Source organism: Rhizobium sp. OAE497, from assembly GCF_040546565.1.
In the GTDB taxonomy this organism is placed as follows: Bacteria; Pseudomonadota; Alphaproteobacteria; order Rhizobiales; family Rhizobiaceae; genus Rhizobium.
Map to the genome: position 1 here is coordinate 2077267 of NZ_JBEPOA010000001.1, position 17088 is coordinate 2094354.

Annotated in this window: 21 protein-coding genes; 10 read left to right on the forward strand and 11 right to left on the reverse strand. The window is 62.1% G+C overall.

Going from position 1 to position 17088, the window contains the following annotated elements:
* The 5 genes from ABIE40_RS10730 to ABIE40_RS10750 all read left to right on the forward strand — a co-directional run bounded on the left by ABIE40_RS10730 (position 1) and on the right by ABIE40_RS10750 (position 1870).
* Complete coding sequence (locus tag ABIE40_RS10730) at positions 1-210, forward strand: DUF1289 domain-containing protein (RefSeq protein ID WP_199629483.1); 210 nt, start codon at positions 1-3, stop codon at positions 208-210.
* Positions 207-908 (forward strand): TIGR02281 family clan AA aspartic protease, encoded by a 702-nt coding sequence (locus ABIE40_RS10735; protein WP_199629482.1) that lies wholly within the window; start codon positions 207-209, stop codon positions 906-908. The genes ABIE40_RS10730 and ABIE40_RS10735 overlap by 4 nt, the downstream gene beginning before the upstream one ends.
* Before the next feature lie 72 nt (positions 909-980).
* Complete coding sequence (locus ABIE40_RS10740) at positions 981-1190, forward strand: hypothetical protein (RefSeq protein ID WP_130278143.1); 210 nt, start codon at positions 981-983, stop codon at positions 1188-1190.
* Positions 1191-1222: 32 nt separating this feature from the next.
* The gene (locus ABIE40_RS10745; protein ID WP_199629481.1) at positions 1223-1672 is read left to right on the forward strand and encodes a hypothetical protein; all 450 of its coding nucleotides are present in this window, start codon (positions 1223-1225) and stop codon (positions 1670-1672) included.
* Positions 1673-1711: 39 nt separating this feature from the next.
* The gene (locus tag ABIE40_RS10750; RefSeq protein WP_199629480.1) at positions 1712-1870 is read left to right on the forward strand and encodes a hypothetical protein; all 159 of its coding nucleotides are present in this window, start codon (positions 1712-1714) and stop codon (positions 1868-1870) included.
* A gap of 13 nt (positions 1871-1883) precedes the next feature.
* On the opposite strand, the gene ABIE40_RS10755 is transcribed toward ABIE40_RS10750, so the two are convergent.
* From ABIE40_RS10755 to ABIE40_RS10780, 6 genes are all read right to left on the reverse strand, one after another.
* Positions 1884-2027, reverse strand: a complete 144-nt coding sequence (locus tag ABIE40_RS10755; RefSeq protein WP_162708682.1) for a hypothetical protein — start codon at positions 2025-2027, stop codon at positions 1884-1886.
* 292 nt (positions 2028-2319) lie between these two features.
* Entirely contained in the window at positions 2320-3081 is a 762-nt protein-coding gene (locus tag ABIE40_RS10760) for an ABC transporter permease (protein ID WP_112716691.1), read from the reverse strand.
* Positions 3078-4004: an ABC transporter ATP-binding protein gene (locus ABIE40_RS10765; RefSeq protein ID WP_130278141.1), complete on the reverse strand. Its 927-nt coding sequence runs from the start codon at positions 4002-4004 to the stop codon at positions 3078-3080. The genes ABIE40_RS10760 and ABIE40_RS10765 overlap by 4 nt, the downstream gene beginning before the upstream one ends.
* Positions 4005-4393: 389 nt before the next feature.
* On the reverse strand, positions 4394-4642 hold the full coding sequence (locus ABIE40_RS10770; RefSeq protein ID WP_354541000.1) for a hypothetical protein: 249 nt from the start codon (positions 4640-4642) through the stop codon (positions 4394-4396).
* A gap of 64 nt (positions 4643-4706) precedes the next feature.
* On the reverse strand, positions 4707-5990 hold the full coding sequence (locus ABIE40_RS10775; protein ID WP_502944784.1) for an extensin-like domain-containing protein: 1284 nt from the start codon (positions 5988-5990) through the stop codon (positions 4707-4709).
* Between the two features lie 125 nt (positions 5991-6115).
* Entirely contained in the window at positions 6116-7936 is a 1821-nt protein-coding gene (locus ABIE40_RS10780) for a methyl-accepting chemotaxis protein (protein WP_199629479.1), read from the reverse strand.
* 578 nt (positions 7937-8514) lie between these two features.
* Here ABIE40_RS10780 and ABIE40_RS10785 point away from each other — a divergent pair.
* A complete protein-coding gene (locus tag ABIE40_RS10785; RefSeq protein WP_112716794.1) occupies positions 8515-8901 on the forward strand; it encodes an acyl-CoA thioesterase in 387 nt (128 codons plus the stop codon).
* A gap of 15 nt (positions 8902-8916) precedes the next feature.
* Here ABIE40_RS10785 and ABIE40_RS10790 read toward each other — a convergent pair whose 3' ends face one another.
* The 3 genes from ABIE40_RS10790 to ABIE40_RS10800 form a co-directional block, all read right to left on the reverse strand.
* Positions 8917-10089, reverse strand: a complete 1173-nt coding sequence (locus tag ABIE40_RS10790; protein ID WP_199629478.1) for a DUF1501 domain-containing protein — start codon at positions 10087-10089, stop codon at positions 8917-8919.
* Between the two features lie 11 nt (positions 10090-10100).
* Positions 10101-11606, reverse strand: coding sequence for a DUF1800 domain-containing protein (locus tag ABIE40_RS10795; RefSeq protein ID WP_199629477.1), 1506 nt, complete (start codon positions 11604-11606; stop codon positions 10101-10103).
* 90 nt (positions 11607-11696) lie between these two features.
* The gene (locus tag ABIE40_RS10800; protein ID WP_199629476.1) at positions 11697-11918 is read right to left on the reverse strand and encodes a hypothetical protein; all 222 of its coding nucleotides are present in this window, start codon (positions 11916-11918) and stop codon (positions 11697-11699) included.
* A 174-nt stretch (positions 11919-12092) separates the two neighbouring features.
* On the opposite strand from ABIE40_RS10800, the gene ABIE40_RS10805 reads away from it, so the two are divergent.
* The gene (locus ABIE40_RS10805) at positions 12093-12338 is read left to right on the forward strand and encodes a hypothetical protein (protein ID WP_199629475.1); all 246 of its coding nucleotides are present in this window, start codon (positions 12093-12095) and stop codon (positions 12336-12338) included.
* Here the strand turns inward: ABIE40_RS10805 and ABIE40_RS10810 are convergent, their stop codons facing one another.
* On the reverse strand, positions 12339-12794 hold the full coding sequence (locus tag ABIE40_RS10810) for a phage regulatory CII family protein (RefSeq protein WP_199629474.1): 456 nt from the start codon (positions 12792-12794) through the stop codon (positions 12339-12341).
* 196 nt (positions 12795-12990) lie between these two features.
* Positions 12991-13344 carry a DMT family protein gene (locus ABIE40_RS10815; protein WP_112716806.1) on the reverse strand — a complete coding sequence of 118 codons (354 nt, stop codon included), beginning with the start codon at positions 13342-13344 and terminating at the stop codon, positions 12991-12993.
* A gap of 222 nt (positions 13345-13566) precedes the next feature.
* Between ABIE40_RS10815 and ABIE40_RS10820 the strand changes: the two genes are divergently transcribed.
* The 3 genes from ABIE40_RS10820 (at position 13567) to ABIE40_RS10830 (ending at position 17079) form a co-directional block, all read left to right on the forward strand.
* Complete coding sequence (locus ABIE40_RS10820) at positions 13567-14802, forward strand: MFS transporter (RefSeq protein ID WP_354541001.1); 1236 nt, start codon at positions 13567-13569, stop codon at positions 14800-14802.
* A 101-nt stretch (positions 14803-14903) separates the two neighbouring features.
* Entirely contained in the window at positions 14904-15761 is an 858-nt protein-coding gene (locus ABIE40_RS10825) for a hypothetical protein (RefSeq protein ID WP_199629472.1), read from the forward strand.
* Positions 15762-15888: 127 nt separating this feature from the next.
* A complete protein-coding gene (locus ABIE40_RS10830) occupies positions 15889-17079 on the forward strand; it encodes a conjugal transfer protein (protein ID WP_354541002.1) in 1191 nt (396 codons plus the stop codon).
* Positions 17080-17088 lie beyond the last annotated feature (9 nt).

Consider the following 17088-nt stretch of genomic DNA (forward strand, 5'->3'; position numbering starts at 1 on the left):
ATGCAAACACCCTGCATCAACGTATGCTCGATGGACCCCGCAACCGGCTTTTGCATGGGCTGCGGCCGCACGATTCAGGAAATCGGCGGCTGGATGAGCTATTCCGATGCGGAGCGCGCCCGGCTCATGGCGATCCTCCCCGCCCGCCTCTTCGATGGCCCCACGCAGAACGATAGCCGGCAAAATACCAACGCGAGGCACTCTGCATGACCCGCCTGACGGTCTTCCTGCTGATCATCGGCATCGGTCTTGCAATCCTTCTCTTCAACAACGGCAATGACCGCATCATGGGCATGGAAGCCGATGATTTCGGCCGCATGGTCTATCTGCTGCCGATCGCGCTGATGCTGTCCGCCGGCGTCTGGGCAAGCCGGCGCAATATCGGCGAGACGATGCGCAACCTGATGATCTGGCTGGTCATCATCCTCGCGCTCGCCACTGTCTATCTCTACCGGCAGGATCTGCAGGGCGTCGGCAACCGGCTGCTCGCCGGCCTCGTCCCCGGCCGCGCCGTCGTCGTCACCACCAGCGAGGGCGGCAGCGAGGTCATCCTCCACAAGCTGCTGAACGGCCATTTCGAAGCCGATGTCGCCGTCAACGGCCAGACGATCCAGATGCTGGTCGATACCGGCGCCAGCATGGTGGCGCTGTCGCATGCCGACGCCGAACGCATCGGCATCATTCCCGAGAACCTCGAATACTCGATGACCGTGATGACCGCCAACGGCCGCACCCGCGCCGCACCCGTCACCCTCGACCGCGTCTCCATCGGCCCCATCACCCGCACCGGCGTCGCCGCCAGCGTCGCCGAAGACGGCAAACTCGACCAGAGCCTCCTCGGCATGAGCTTCCTGGAGACGCTGGGCTCGATGCAGATGCAGACCGACGAGCTGCGCCTGCGGGATTGAGCCCCGCCTTTATCGGCATATCCATGGAACTTGCACGCTCCAACAGGGTTCAAACCTTGAAAGGAGGCTGTCATGGACAACCGGACCAAGGACATTGCCGACGAATATATGCGTCTCGGCGGGCATCGCCGGGCCGTGGTGGACGATAACATCGTATCCACCCGCAGCTGGGAAGCCGACACCCCGGAGGCGGCTGCTTTCTGGAAGGCGCGCGTCGAAACGCTCGACACGGATAGCCGCAGGCAGGTCGAACTCTTTCTGCCGACCATCAACGCCAAGTGAGCGGCTGCCAGCGCGAAGAATAGGAGATCACCATGTCGAATACAGTCAGAACCGGCGGCAAGGATGCCTTCAATGGCGTCAGCCGCACCCATTTCGGACAATCCGTCGAAAGCCAGGCGCAGATGGAAGATGCCGCCCGAGAGCACGGGCATGCAACAGGCGACGAGGAGCTGAACGTCTATCGGCTGGTGCCGATCGCAGCCGCCACCGACACCAACTGGCAGAACGCGCCATCACAGGGCGAAGTGATCGTCGCGGCCCGCACGGCAGGCGATGCGCGGATCGTGGCGGCAAGCCGGGAGCTCGATTTCATGGAGATCGATTCCGCGCCCGCCGAGGACGTCACGACGATCAATGCCAGCGCGTTCCGCAACGATAAGCTCTACAGCGTCATCGAGATCGAACATGGCCGCAGCGATCTGCAGCGCGGCGTGCTCGAAGGCGAAATCGGCGTCGGCAATATCCGCCCGACGCAAAACTGAGTTTTGTGGCTATATCAGGCAGCCGGTGAGGACCGCGACATGCGAGGATACGGCAGGTTCATCATCGGCTGCGCTGCGGGCTTTGCGGCGGCTTTCCTGCTGAACTGGCTTGTCGTGATCGAAGGCACCCTGCAGCTTCTGATCTTCGGATTGCTGCCGGCCTTCGGTGGCGCGATCCTCGAGAGATATGCACGTTAGCAGGCGGCAAGCATCAGCTCGAGGCCGAAAGCCAGAGGAAGCCGGTGCTTCCCGTGTGGCTGTCGCTCACCTTCGAATGGTTGTAGCTGACGGCAAAGGCCAGCGAGCACATCGCGACCATGAACGCGACAGCGAACAAAATTTGCAGTCTGATCATTCTCGGCGTCCGTATTCTAGTGGCGGTAGAATCTTCACCGCCGTCCGAAGACAGAAGTGAAGGAGACGCTAGCGATCCCCTCGCTTCGCAAAGCTAATTAAGCACACTAACGATAAGGTTGTCGCGTGACGGAAGCGTGACAAGGCAAGATTTCCACACGTAAACGCGAAATCACGCCACCATAGGTAAAATCTTCCTTGAGATTTCAGCTATTGCACAGCCATGCATTGCACATTTGCATCACGGCGATACGTATCGATTTATGAATTCAACACCTGCGTGCAATTGCATCTCAGTTGCGAAGCCGGTAACCGGTCTTGAACATCCACCCAAGCGTGCCAAGGCAGATCGCCAGGAACAGCGTGATCATCGACAGGCTGATCAGCGGATTGACGTCGGCGATCCCGTAGAAACTCCAGCGAAAGCCGCTGACGAGATAGAGCACCGGATTGAAATGGCTGACCGCCTGCCAGAAGGGCGGCAGCATGTTGATCGAGTAGAAGCTGCCGCCGAGGAAGGTGAGCGGCGGCACGACCAGCATCGGGATCAGGTTGAGCTGCTCGAAATTACCGGCCCAGATGCCGATCATGAAGCCGAACAGGCTGAAGGTGATGGCGGTCAGCAGGAAGAACAGGATCATCATGAAGGGATGCTCGATGCGCACCTCCACGAATGCATTGGCCGTAAGCAGAATGATCAGCCCGATCAGCAATCCCTTGGTGGCGGCGGCCCCGACATAGCCGAGCAGGATCTCGGTCATCGCCACGGGCGCCGACAGCACTTCATAGATCGTCCCGGTGAATTTCGGGAAATAGATGCCGAAGGAGCCGTTGCTGATGCACTGGCCGAGCAGCGTCAGCATGATCAGGCCGGGCGTGATGAAGGCGCCGTAGGAAACGCCCTCCACCGTCTGGATCCGCGAGCCGACGGCCGCACCGAAGACGATGAAATAGAGCGAAGTGGAGATGACGGGAGACACCACGCTCTGCAGCAGCGTGCGGCGCGTGCGGGCCATCTCGAAGAAATAGATGGACTTGATGGCTTCGATATTCACTTGGCGCCTCCCACGAGTGCCACGAAGATATCCTCGAGCGAGCTCTGCCGCGTCGAGAGATCCTTGAAATGGATGTTGTCGGCCGAAAGCCGGGTCAGAAGCGCTGCGATGCTTTCCTGCTCGTTATGCGCGTCGAAATTATAGACTAGCCGCGTGCCGCCCTGCTCCAGCGACAGGCCGTTTCCGGCAAAATGCTCCGGCAGTTTGTCGAGCGGCTCGGCGAGTTCGAGGATCAGCTGCTTGCGGCCGAGCTTGGCCATCAGCGCCGCCTTCTCTTCGACCAATAGCAGCTTGCCGCCATTGATGACGCCGACGCGATCGGCGATCTCCTCGGCCTCTTCGATGTAATGCGTCGTCAGGATGATCGTCACGCCGGATTCGCGCAGCTGCTCGACGACGCGCCACATATCCTTGCGCAGCGTCACGTCGACACCGGCGGTCGGCTCGTCGAGGAACAGGATTTCCGGCTCGTGACTCAGCGCCTTGGCGATCAGCACGCGCCGCTTCATGCCGCCCGAAAGCTGGCGCAGCGTGTTGTCCTTCTTGTCCCAGAGAGACAGGTCGCGCAGCACTTTCTCGATATGCGCCGGGTTCGGCTTCTTGCCGTGCAGCCCGCGCGAGAAGCTGACGGTGTTCCAGACCGTTTCGAACTGGTCCGTCGTCAGCTCCTGCGGCACAAGGCCGATCATCGTGCGGGTCGCGCGGAAATCCTTCACGACGTCATGACCGCCGACGAGCACTTCGCCGCCGCTCGGATTGACGATACCACAGACGATCGAGATCATCGTCGTCTTGCCCGCGCCGTTCGGGCCGAGCAGTGCCAGGATCTCGCCCTTCTCCACATCGAGATCGATGCCCTTCAGGGCCTCGAAGCCGTTGGCGTAGTGCTTGGTGAGATTGCGGATGGAAATGATGGGAGCCATGCGATTTTTTGGACGTTTCCTCTTATTGTGCCGCTATATAGTCCCTTTATGACACTTTGACATCCCGCAGCCCCGTGAACACACTATTCAAAGGGCAGCCCATAGTGGCGCCAAGCAAAGCGGCACGTGGAAAATCGTCTTTCCACCGCCTTTGTCATCAACCGGTGATCTTTGCGGGGGATAACCGCCACAGAGGCAAGCAACGGTTCCCGCGCCGCCGCCCATCCCTTTGCGGAACCGTCATCGGGCGCTCGTTACGCCCCTTATTTCCGCTGTCTCTATTTGTATCGAAATGCCGCTGTAAGCACGAACACTTTGAATATCCGGTCGATCTCCCCTGAAGGCCGGTCAGTCTGAGCCGGCGTTTCGCCGGCTTTCTTTTTGTCCGCTCACCACTGTCCGTTGATGCCGCAGCCGAAGGGCGGCAGCGTCTTGCCTTCAAAACGGCCCTTCAGCATGCCGCAGCCGATGTCGCGGATCGGCGCCGGCATCATCGTGTTGAGGCTGATGCCGACTTCGTCGAACGGGTCGCTCGCATAGGCGACATAGGCATACCAGCGCCCGCCGAACACGGCGGCGGCGGCAATGACCACGACAAGAATGAGCATGATGAAATTCGGGCGCTTGCGTTCGGCCATCCGGACTCTCCTCTCAGGAAGAGCCCGTCAGATCAGATTCCCCTGTCGAGGCCAAGCCGTCAGCCTAGCTGCAGTAGACCCGGCCGCTCTTGCGCTCTCTGAGATCGAAATGGAAATGATTCCAGTGCTCCGGATTGCTGCCCGGGCCAAGCACGGTATTGAAATAGCGGCAGCTATCGCTGCGCACCGCCTTCAGCAGGCGCCCCTCCCGGAAGGAGAAAAGCCCCTTCTTGCGGATATCGATCTCGTGGCCGTTCTTCAGCACGAACTTGCCGACATCGATCGCGTTGCCATGTGCATGCTCGGACATCGGATTGTATTTCTGCCGGCTGTTGTTCATGCGCCGGCAGGAATAGCCACCGAGCGGCTCGATGGTCTGAATGCCCGACCAGTAGCGGAAGCGCGCCGAGGGCGCGAGCTCGTTCTTCACCCACTTGGCAAAGGCAAGCGTCACCTGGCAGTTCAGCGTCACCGCCGGCTTCACGCCGATATTGCCGGAAAGGCCCTGCAGTGAAATCGGATAGGGAACCTGGCAGGCCGGACCGTTGGAGATCGCCGGCTTGTCCGAATAGATCACGCCGAGACGCTTCAGTTCCTGACGGCAGGCGCGCTCGGAGGCGGGCATCATGCTTGGGTCGGCAGGCATTGCCGGCGTGCTCATCATCGGGTTCGAGGGCCGCAGCATCGCCACTTCCTGGCTCTCGTCCTCTTCGGGAACCCGCTGCGGCGCGACAACGGCGCTGCCGTCGTTCCAGACGCGAGCCTGGCTCATCTGCGCCTGTGCGGCGGGTCGCGGCATGGCGTTGCGCTGCGTAGGCGCATCGGTGCCGATGCCATCGACGACAGGCTCGGCGGTCTCGCCCTCGGCGATCTGCTGTTGCTGCTCCTGCGCCAGCCCGACCACCGGTTCGGCGCCGAGTTCCGAATCCATGTTGACGCCGCCGTCGGGCACCGAAAGCTGCTGTGTGCCGCCCCAGTTGCCGGCTGCGTTCTGTGAGCGCGGCACCTGCTGCTGGGCGAGCGCCTCGTCACTATCGATCATCGGCAGCCTGCGGCCGGACGCCGGAGTGGCATCGCCTGCAGCATGGCCCTCGCCTGCAAGGTTCGGCGTATCGAGATAATCGACCGATCCGCCGGCGCGCGAGACTGGCGCGGATGCCGGATAGGACTGCGCCGTTTCCATCGGCGCCATGCGCATGGCCGACTGCCTGGGGGGAGAAATGGAGCTGACTTTCGTGCCGGTATCGACACTTGCAGGCGGCACGAGGCCGTCACTGACGGAACAGGTCGTGAGCGCCGTGGAAACCAGCGTGGTCAGCACGATACGCCGCAAAAGAGAGACAGACACAATACCCTCCATCGCCCCGCAGCCCTGCTTGCAACCTGAAGAATTCCGCTCAAATTTAAATAAAACTGGTGAAGGAAAGCTTACCCGTGACGGAGAAGGCGGTTTCCCGCCTTCTCCTGATATTCTCAAGCCGCCCGGTTATAGGAGCGCTGAGCCGTCGCCTGGCCCTGGCCGAGGCGGAAGTTGGAGAGCAGCGTGCGCAGCTGGTTGCTCTCGGTGGCGAGCGTCTGGCTGGCGGCCGTGGTCTCTTCCACCATCGCGGCATTCTGCTGCGTCATCTGGTCCATGTGGTTGACCGATGTGTTGATCTCCTGCAGCCCGGTCGCCTGTTCGCGGGCAGCCGTCGCGATGGAATTCACGTGGTCGTTGACCTTGTTGACCAGAGTCTCGATCTCGACCAGCGCATCGCCGGTCGAGCGAACCAGCGACACGCCGGTTTCGACTTCGGCCGCCGAATTGCTGATCAGCGTCTTGATTTCCTTCGCGGCATTCGCCGAGCGCTGCGCCAGCTCGCGCACTTCCTGCGCAACGACGGCGAAACCACGTCCCGCCTCACCCGCACGCGCCGCTTCGACACCGGCGTTCAGCGCCAGAAGATTGGTCTGGAAGGCGATTTCGTCGATGACGCCGATGATCTGGCCGATACGGCTCGAGGAATCCTCGATCCGGCTCATTGCCGCCACGGCGTTGCGGACGATTTCGCCGGACTTGCCGGCGCTGGTCTTCGTCTCGGACACCATCTCACGCGCTTCCGTTGCCCGCTCGGAGGCGGTGCGAACGGTTGCGGTGATCTCATCGAGAGCCGCTGCCGTCTCTTCCAGAGCCGCAGCCTGCTGCTCCGTCCGCTTCGACAGGTTGCTGGTCGCTTCGCTGATATCGGAGGCGCTGTCATTGACGACATGGCTCGATTCCGAGATCGCCTGGATGACGCCGGCAAGCGCACCGGCGGCAGCATTGAAGTCGGAGCGCAGCTTGGAATATTCCTCGCCGAGATCGCCGACCGTCACGGTGAGATCACCGGCGGCAAGCCGTTCCAGCCCCTGGCCGAGCGTCATCATCGCGTGGTTCTGGCGTTCGGCAGAGCTGCGCATCCGCTGCTCGCTGCTGCGGCGCTCGCCATCCAGCTCGCGCTGGCGGGAATCTTCGCGCGAACGCATCTCGCTGCGTTCGATCATCGAGTCACGCAGGACAAGCAGAGCTTTCGCCATATGGCCGATTTCGTCGCGGCGCTCGCTGTCGACCACGGCGGCAGCAGAGTCGTCGGTGGCAATCGCATGCATGGCAGCACCGATCCGCGCCACCGGACCGGTGACACTGCGGACGATCGCATAGGCGATGAGCAGGGTGATGATCGCGCCCAGGCCGCAGAGCAGCGCCGCCCACAGCGCGTTCTGCCGGTAAAGTGCGGCAAGGTCGTCACCATAGACGCCGGTACCGACAACCCAGCCCCAAGGCTCGAAGCCTGCAACATGCGAGTATTTCAGAACCGGCTGCTCGGCGCCCGGCTTCGGCCAGTAGTAATCGACGAAGCCTTGACCATGCGCCTTCACGGTATTGACGAATTCGACGAACAGGAACTTGCCGTTCGGATCCTTGTTCTGTGTGAGGTCGGTGCCGTTGAGCTCCGGCTTGATCGGATGCATCACCATGTTGGGATGCATGTCGTTGATCCAGAAATAACCGCTGTCGCCATAGCGCATGGAAGCGATGACGTCCTTGACCGCCGTCTGCGCCTGTTCGCGCGTCAGCGTGCCGTCCTGCTCCATCTTGTAGTATTTCTTCATGATGTTGATGGCCGTCGCATCCATCTGCGCCAGCCCGGCTTTCCGCTCCGCTTCAAGCTCCGAGTAGGAATAGTTCAGGAAGAAAGCCATCACGCCGACGAAAATCGCCAGCGTCAGCCCGACAAGCCCGTAGAGACGGGTCGAAATCTTTGTATTGCGCACGAAGTCCCCTCGCATTCACGCAGTCATGATCGGCGCAAATTCTGCAGCGCATGTCTTACTGGCCGGTGAAGCATTATTAGTTCGGCATCACATAACGTAACGAAAGGAACCTCTTGCAACGGCATCCCATTGGCCAAGCATATGAATTCTATTATATTTAAGCTCAGCGATTTTTTTGCGGTCTGGTAAGCATAATAATCTGTGACCGGGCACGAGAGGCACGTAGAGCCCTGCTCCAGCGTCCCTATCCCAAGATCTTATGATACCGCGCCTCCCCCATTTTGAGTATTTCGCTCGCCATCCTAACGCGTCTTGGCGGACACGAAAGGATTGGGGCTCGCGTCTGGGGTCGCGAGCCCCCTTTTTAACCCACGAGGAGAAGCTCCATGACGGAACGCGCGATCGGTTTTCTGGTGGCAGCCGAGTTGTCGGCTCTCTTCTGGGCAGCTCTGTTCTTCACGCTCGGCCGTCTCTGAGAGATCGCCGACGGCCATCCCTGCATAACCGCGTCATTGCCCTTGCCATTCAGCCGTCAAGCCTGCCATCTTCACGCTTCGTGAAATGACAAGGACTTGACAATGAACGACAGCCCGAAGCCGAAAGGTGAACTCACCCTCCGCACGCTCGCCATGCCCGGCGACGCCAATCCGGCGGGGGATATTTTCGGCGGCTGGGTCATGGCGCAGATGGACTTGGCAAGCGGCATCCGCGCCGCCGAACGCGCCCGCGGCCGCGTCGTCACCGCCGCCGTCAAGGAAATGGCCTTCGAACTGCCGGTCAAGATCGGCGACACGCTCTCGGTCTACACCGACATCGACCGCGTCGGCCGCACCTCAATCACCCTGATCGTCGAGGCCTGGGCGCACCGCTCCCGCTACAACAAGATGGAAAAAGTCACCGCCGGCACCTTCATCATGGTGGCGCTCGATGAGAACGGCGCACCCAAGCCTGTCCCCGCCGAGTGACATCCGGGATCGAAGTCAGGCGCGCAAGAATTGCGATGACTTGTCAAAGCTCAGTCCCGGGAAAATCTTCGCGGTCAGGTCGTCAGGGCTGACGTCGAATTGCCGGTAAAGCATCGCAGCGGCGATCTCGCGGACATCGGCCGTCGGCATCAGGTCGCGGTCCTCCAGCAGCTGGGCATCGCCGATGCCTGGCCATTTGCCGAGGATGCGCCCGCCATTGATCGCCCCGCCTGCAAGCAGCGCGCAGCCACCCGTGCCGTGATCCGTTCCCCCGGAGCCATTCTGGCGGACGGTACGGCCGAACTCGGTCATGGCGAGCACGACCGTCTTCGACCAGATATCCGGGCCAAGCGCCGTCTTCAGCGTCGTGATCGCCTGCGCCAGGTCCTGGACGGGCCGCTTGAACTGGGCCGCCTGCCCGACATGTGTATCCCAGCCGGTGATCGAGAAGCTGGCGATGCGATAATCACCCTTAAGCATATTGCCGGCGAGCGCCGCGACATCGGCGATCTTCTCGCCCCGCTTGCCATCGGGTTCGGCAATCATCGCCGCGCCATTGGCCCGCGTCGCCTCCTCCATGGCCTTGGCGAAAGCCGGATCGCCGGCATAGAGCCGCATCAGGAACTGCATCTCGTCCTTCGCCGTGCCGAGATTGGAATCGGATGCCCAGACATCGACATTGTTCGGGCCGGAGAGGATGAGCTCCGTGGACGTATTGACGTCGATCGCCTTGCGCGCATCCGAGCGCGGGATGACGGCGAGCGCCCGGTTGAGCCAGCCGGTCTTTTCTTCGGCCACATGTTCGCCGCCGGATTCCAGCATGTCCTGCCCATCGAAATGGCTACGCTGATCGCGGTAGGGCGTCGACACCGCATGAACGAAGGCCAGCTCCTTCGACTTCCACAGCGGCAGCAGATCGGCGCCGGCCGGATTGAGGCCGAAATGGCCGTCGAGATCGATAAGTCCCTTGTCGGGCGTCAGCGCCAGTGTCGGCCGCAAACCCGCGAAACCGGCGTCACCGTAGGGCTGCACCAGGTCGAGCCCGTCCATGGCGCCGCGCAGCACGATGGTGACGAACCTGTTATCCCCCGGCATGGCCGCAAAGGTCACCGGCGTGAAAACGGGTGCTGCGGCAAGGCAGCAGGCGGAAGCAAGAAAACCGCGGCGCGAAAGCACAATCTCTGTCATCGCGAGGCTCCTTATCGGCGGTTGAATTCGGGGGATGCAAGCACCAGCGTCAGGCCGCTGATCTTGTTCGGCGCCTGCGACACGACACGGATCGTCTCGTCGCGGGCGGCATCCGCCAGCGTGGCCTTCAGAAACTCGCGCGGATCCTGATCCTTGCCGAACTGCGCCGAGGCACGGCGCGCCCAGGCAAGCCGCTCGGCGAGCTGGCTGGCGGTGATCCAGGCGTCGAATGTCTCCTCGAAACCGGCCGGGCTCGGCGGCAGCCAGATTGGCTGGCCCATGCGCCGCAAGGCGCCTTGCCCGAGCGCCCGCGCTGTCTGAAACGCCTTGCGCCGCTTGACCTTGTCCTCATCGGCAGGACCGGGCAGCGCCATGGCATTCATGCCGTTGCCGCTGTCCGCATCTTTGGCGGGTGCCGCCATCATCGCATCGGCATCATCGTCGTTGTCCTGATTGGCCTCCATGAAGCTTCCGGCATTCAGCGCCCTCAGCCCCGCCACCACGAAATCGAAGGGCTGCCGCGCCTTGGCACCCTCGTCGCGCCAGGCGGCGGGATGATCGAGCATGGCGCCATAGACGGCAGTCAGATCCCCATCCGTCCGTTTCCAGACATCGGTCATCGCCGAGATCATCTCGGGCGCCGGCTGGTCGGCGATGAAATGAATACAGAGCTTGCGGCAGATATGCTCGGCCGTCTTCGGATGCGCGGCGAGATCGTCGAGCATCGCGAGATAGTCCTTGCGCGTGCGCCGGTCGCCGCCATAGCTGACGCCGAGGACGGTATGCTGGCCGGGCTCGGAAATCCGCGGACGGAACGCCACATCCATATCGTCGCGATCGATCGTCAGCCCGGTGAGAACCATGGCCGCCGAGCGGACATCGGCCTGCGTATAACCGCTGCCGGCGCCGAGCGTGTGCAGCTCCAGCAGCTCGCGGCCCAGATTCTCGTTCAGCCCCTTCTTCTGGCGCATGCCGCCCGGCGAATCCGGCCCTTGCGACTGCGCCTGGTCGAGATAGATCAGCATTGCCGGATGCTCGGTCGCCGCCCGAAGCAGATCGCGGAACGGGCCGCCGATGTTCGGGCGGATCGCCTCTGCCTCATAGAGCGGCACGATCAGCCGCATCGGCAGGCTCTTGTTGGCGCTGGTCGAGAAATGGTTGGTCCAGAAGGTCGCGAGGCGCTCGTAAAAGCCGTTGGGCGACAGCACTGCCTGCATCAGCCGCTGATTGGCATCGCGCTGAAATCCGCGCTGAACCTGCCGCTGCAGCTGGCGGCGCCGGTTGCGCCGCTGCTCGTCGTCATCCCCCGCCTCCTGGCGGATTTCCTTGAGCTGATCCTGCAGGTCGCCAATACGCTTGCGGCAGGCCTCGGCGCCACCATCGGGAAAGGACGGCTTAGCCTCCACCCCCAATTTGAGTTGAGCCAGCAGGGCCTGCTTGTCCTCAGGCTGCGCCTCGCCCGGCCTGAAGCCATAGCCGAAACGGATTGCCGCCATTGTCTGGAAGGAGACGCTCATGACCGATCACCTCGTCATCACCGGATAGTGACAGGGTCTCAGCCAAATGCGACCGCAATCGGGCGGCGGACGGACATGGACTATTTGTAATTATTGGGATTTTCGCTCCGTCGCGGTCACCACCGGATGCCGTTCCAGCTCATCGAGCGGGATATAGACATCGGTCTCACCCGGCTTGTGATCCGGATGCGAAACCTTGGCTTCGATCTCATCGGGCAGCGCCAGCGCCTGTTCGGTATTCATAATCCCGAGCGGCACCTTGCCTTTGCTGGTGGATACGACAACTTCGACGAGCGGCTTGTTCTTCTGCATCTGTGATCTCCAGTTCATGGAAATCCAACGCGCGCCGCCCTCACCCGTTCCCCATCCGCCGGTCACTCCATGTTACCGCGCGTTAAGAGCAATGCTATCAGCCGTTGAAAAACGCGAGCCGTTTTGATGTCGCGGGCGGCAGAGCCGCGATACGCGGCTGGCATGTGAAACCACATGCCCAAAAAGCCTGTCATGCCTGATCCTGATCCGCTCCGTGAATATATGCGCATCGTGCGCACCCTCAATCTCTACAAGCTCCAGCTGCTCGCCATCGAATCCAAGCTCCGCAAGGGCGGCACCGCCGCGCGCAAGCAGCTCTTGGAGCAGCGCCATGAAGATATTGCTGCGGAGATGGAGGCGCTCAAGGCCGAAGGCGACGGATGGCTCTGCAAGCTGCGCCGCGCCAGTACGGCGCTCTGATCACTCGCCGGTGAGCCGGAGCCGCAACGTGGCGAGCGCCCGTTCAGTTGCGTCGATCTCTCGGTGCACCAGCGCCTCGCGCCGGTGGTCGATCCCGCCACCGGCAAGCACCGCATCGACGACCTCCAATATGCCCGTCGCGTTGACCACCACACGCGTCGCGCTGCGCTGCAGGTCGACAGGCGCGCCGTCGATATCAGCCGTCTCGGGCGACGGCCGGTCGGCCGCAATGAAACCTGTCTCCTTCAGTAGGTAGTTGACGAGCCGCACATCCGGCACCGCCCGCACCAGCGCATTGATCTCGTCGGCGGAAAAGCAGGTGCGGTTGATCAGCCGCGAATGCAGCACCGCATAGGTCATGCCGAGGGTAGCCGCCACGGTCTCGACCCCGGGCTTCTTTTCGACGACGAGGACAGTATAGGCGATATCTGCAAACTCGCGGCCGCGCTCTGCCATGGTCCACTCCCCCTATCCGTGCAGTTTCCATGCAGGCAGGGAGAATGGCAAGTGGCAACGCACCGTTGAAAAGACGGCGCCGATTTGATGGAGCGCCGCCGGTCGATCCGCTACGGACCCGCCTGCCCTGGGATCAGCCACCCCTATCGCAGGGCCGGCCGCCTGTCGCTTTTGCCCTAAGGCAGGCGGCCACTCCTCAGCCACGGAAGATGAAAGATGCGCCGATGGCGATCAGCGCGAAGCCGATGGCGTGGTTCCAGGTGAGGTTTTCGCCGAGCCAGAAGATCGAAAATCCGGCGAAGACGATCAGCGTGATCACTTCCTGCATCGTCTTCAGCTGCGCCGTCGTATAGACCGCCGAGCCGATACGGTTGGCCGGAACCGCCAGGCAATATTCGAAGAAGGCGATGCCCCAGCTGGCGATGATCGCCAGGAAGATGGCGCTGCTCTTGTGCTTCAGATGCCCGTACCAGGCGAAGGTCATGAAGATGTTCGAGGCAAAAAGCATGATGACCGGCCAGACGGCGGCGGGGCTCAGCGAAAACGGCATGGGAGAATCCTTGAGGCGTGACTGCTGGCGCCACCATGTATCCCGAAATCCGCGCGCTTCAAGGCCTCTCCGGCGGCACAACGGATTTTCACCGCAATAGCCGCTCACGCCGCAAAACCGCGGAACTTTCGATCGGGTCCACCGTTCATGGCGAGCGCCGGAAGCGGCCCGCACAAAAGCGGATCCACCTTCAGGACAAAGCATCGTCCCGAAGGAAACCCCGTGACCGCCTCGCACCCATCCCGCCTCTCCGGCCGCTCGCTCGCCGCCCTCGCAACCCTGAATTTCTTCCTCGCCGACGCCCGCGACGGATTAGGCCCGTTTCTCGACGGCTTCCTCGCGACGCATGGATGGACGCCGATGACGCTCGGCGTGGTCGCCACCCTCGGCGGCATTCTCGGGCTGATCGCCACGCCGCTCTTCGGCGCTCTCGTCGATACCTCACCTCACAAGCGGCTGCTGATTATCGTGCCGGTGGTCCTGGTGACAGCAGCCGCACTCTGGACGCTCGCCAGCCCCGACAACGCCTCGGTCTTCGGCGGTCAATCGATGACGGCGATCGTCGGCGCCGTGATCGGCCCCGCGCTGATGGGCCTGACACTCGGCCTCGTCGGCGAAGCGGCCTTTCCGGATCAGGTGGCGCGCAACGAATTCTGGAACCATGCCGGCAATGTCGTCTCGCTGGCAGGCGTCTATCTCGCCACCTCGCTGTTCGGCCTCAACGGCGTCATCGGCCTGATGATCCTCACCGCCCTCGCCACCATCGCCGCGACGCTGGCGATCGATCCCCGCCACATCGACAACAAGGTCGCCCGCGGCCTTACCCATGACGACGGCAGCCCGGGACCGTCAGGCTATTCCGTCATCGCGGGTTCGCGCGGCCTCATCCTGCTTGCCGTGACGCTGCTGATCTTCCATTTCGGCAATGCGCCGATGAGCCGGCTGATCGCCCAAGATTTCTCGATCCAGCTCGGCACGCCCTTCCGCACGACGGCGATCGTCACCGGCGTCTCGCAGCTGTCGATGATCGGCATGGCCCTCGCCGCTCCCTACCTGATCCACCGCTTCGGCCTCGCCTCGATCTTCGTCATCGCGCTCTGCGCCCTGCCGCTGCGCGGCGCCATCGCCGGCAGCTTCGAAAGCTTCGCGGCGATCTATCCGGTCCAGTTCCTCGATGGCGCCGGCGCCGGCCTGATCGGCATCGCGACACCGCTCGCCGCCGAACGCATCCTCTCCGGCACCGGCCGCTTCAACGTCGGCCTCGCGGCCGTCATGACCGTCCAGGGCATCGGTGCCTCGCTGAGCAATATCGTTGCGGGATGGCTGACCAAGGAAGGCGGATACGGGCTTGCCTATTGGGTGCATGGCCTTGCCGCGCTTGCCGCGATTGCGGTGTTTGTCTACAGGCGGCGGGAGATTGTGCCGGAGCGGCGGGCATCCGGATACGCACCTCGGTGAACACTACCGCGGCGTCCAGTTCCGCCATCACAGGTTGCATGCAATTCGTTTCAAATCACTCTGCGATGTGACTTGATATCCCCGGTTTTAGGGGATGGGGCATGAGTAGAATTTTTAAGATTGTGGTGGCGCTTGCGCTGCTGCCGGCGCTTGCCGGCTGCACGCCGTCGGTCGCCGGTACACCGAACTTGACAGAGTACCAGGCTGTCAGCGACCGCTATTTCGCCAGCGCATTCAGCACTCAGAGACTTGCTACATACGAGGCCGTCACCGATCCCGGGCGGCGCCAGTCGCTCCGCAACTCGATCGTCCTTGGCGCTATCGGCACGATCGACCTGAGATATGCAAAGTTCGTCAACCGGTTGACGCAAGAAAGCCAGATCGTGCCCTTCGGCGCGACCGTCACCAGCATCTCGCTCAGTACGGCGGGCGCACTCACCGGTTCCGAGGCTGCCAAAACGACGCTCGCCGCAGTCGATACTGCGATCAAGGGCGGCGTGGCCGCCTACGACAAGAGCATCCTTGCCGATCGCACGATCCAGGCTCTGCAGAAGCAGATGCAGGCAAACCGCAACCGCGTGCGGTCTGCAATCATCGCAAAACTCAGCGAGAGCACGCTGAGCTATCCGCTTGAGCTCGCGATGATCGACGTCAACGAATATGCCGCCGCCGGCACCATCACTGCCGGCATGGCGACGATCGATGAACAGGCTGCGCAGAACCTCGCCGTTAGCGAGGATGAGAAGGTGGAGCGAATCTACGCCTACGCCGCCGACGAGACGACCGCAGCGATCATTGAATTCATGAATACCGGGAATCCCGCCGTCCTAGCCGCCGTAAATGCAGCGGCCGCAAACGCCCGCGTTACGGCTCCCTTTCTGATCTACGACGCCGGTCAGGCGGCCAACCGGCGCAAGCTGCTCACAACGCTAAAGGCATTACCTGCAAAGCCTGCCTAGCGGGTGCGAAATACCCTCAATTCACGTGCTCACACGCGCAGTCACGAACCAATGGAGGATGTCGCGCATGGAAACGATGACCGGAATACCCAAAGACAAACTCAACGAAGTCTTGAGTGTACTATCGATGACGAAGCTGAAAGTCGTCTCCATCGACAAGGCACAAGACGGGACATATTCCGTTAGCTATAGCACCGCTGCGACGCCTGCGAAGGCGACAACCTTTGCACAGATCAGCGCATCGCTCCCGGTCAGTGCTCCCGTCGCCAACATGGACCTTCCGGACCTTCCTCCCCCAGGGGCGGCTGGGCCATTCGTCCACGCCCGCTCGATCGCCTACAAAACCGTTCTCTATACTGACGCCGAAGGCCGCGACGAAATCCGCGAGGGTGGCTCGCGCTCCTGGCGCAACCGCAATCCCGGCAATATCCGCAAAGGCGATTTCTCCCTGAATGCCGGAGCAATCGGCGACGACGGCAGCTTCGCCATATTCCCGGACGAACAGACAGGCACGGCGGCGATCATCGCGCTGCTAAAGACCTCAAAGTACATCAACCTGACACTCCGCGATGCCGTGTTTCGTTATGCTCCGCCGAGCGAAAACAACTCGGCGGCCTACGCCGCGGCGCTCGCAGAACGCACCGGCATCCCGCTTGATACGCCGCTCTCAACACTCAAGGCCGACGAGTTTCGCAAGGTCGCCAGGAGGATCCAGGAGATCGAGGGATGGAAACCAGGACTGATCCGCGCCAACGCGCCGGCAGCACTGCGATCCACCACCACCAGCGCCATCATATCATCGGCGGCGTCGGCAACGCAGGACTGGATGGACATCGCTCGCCGCGAGGCCGCCCTGCCCGCACACGAACGCAGCCAATGGCCAGATCCCGGCGAAAACCCGCGCATCCTCAACTATTTCAAGGTGTGTTCGGCGTGGTTCGAAGCTGATGGCGGCGATGAAGTCGACTGGTGCGCCGCCTTCGTCAACTATTGCCTGGTGACCAGCGGTCACATGGGCACGGATCATCCGGGCGCCCGCTCCTTCTTCTGGAAAAAGAAGGGGCAGTTCATCTCCCTGCCCAAGCCCATACCCGGCTCGATCGCAGTCCGCCGCTATGCCCCCTTCAGTGATCCCAAATGGGAAAGCGGTCCCGGTCATGTCGGCTTCGTCATCGCCGCGAGCGAGACGACGGTCACGCTGCTCGGCGGCAATCAATCCGGCACGGTGAGGGAATCTGTTTTTCCGCTGATGAGCAAGGACGCTTCAGGAGCCGTAACGGCGAAATTCATCGCCTTCATGATGCCGGCCATCATGTGAGCCAGCCAG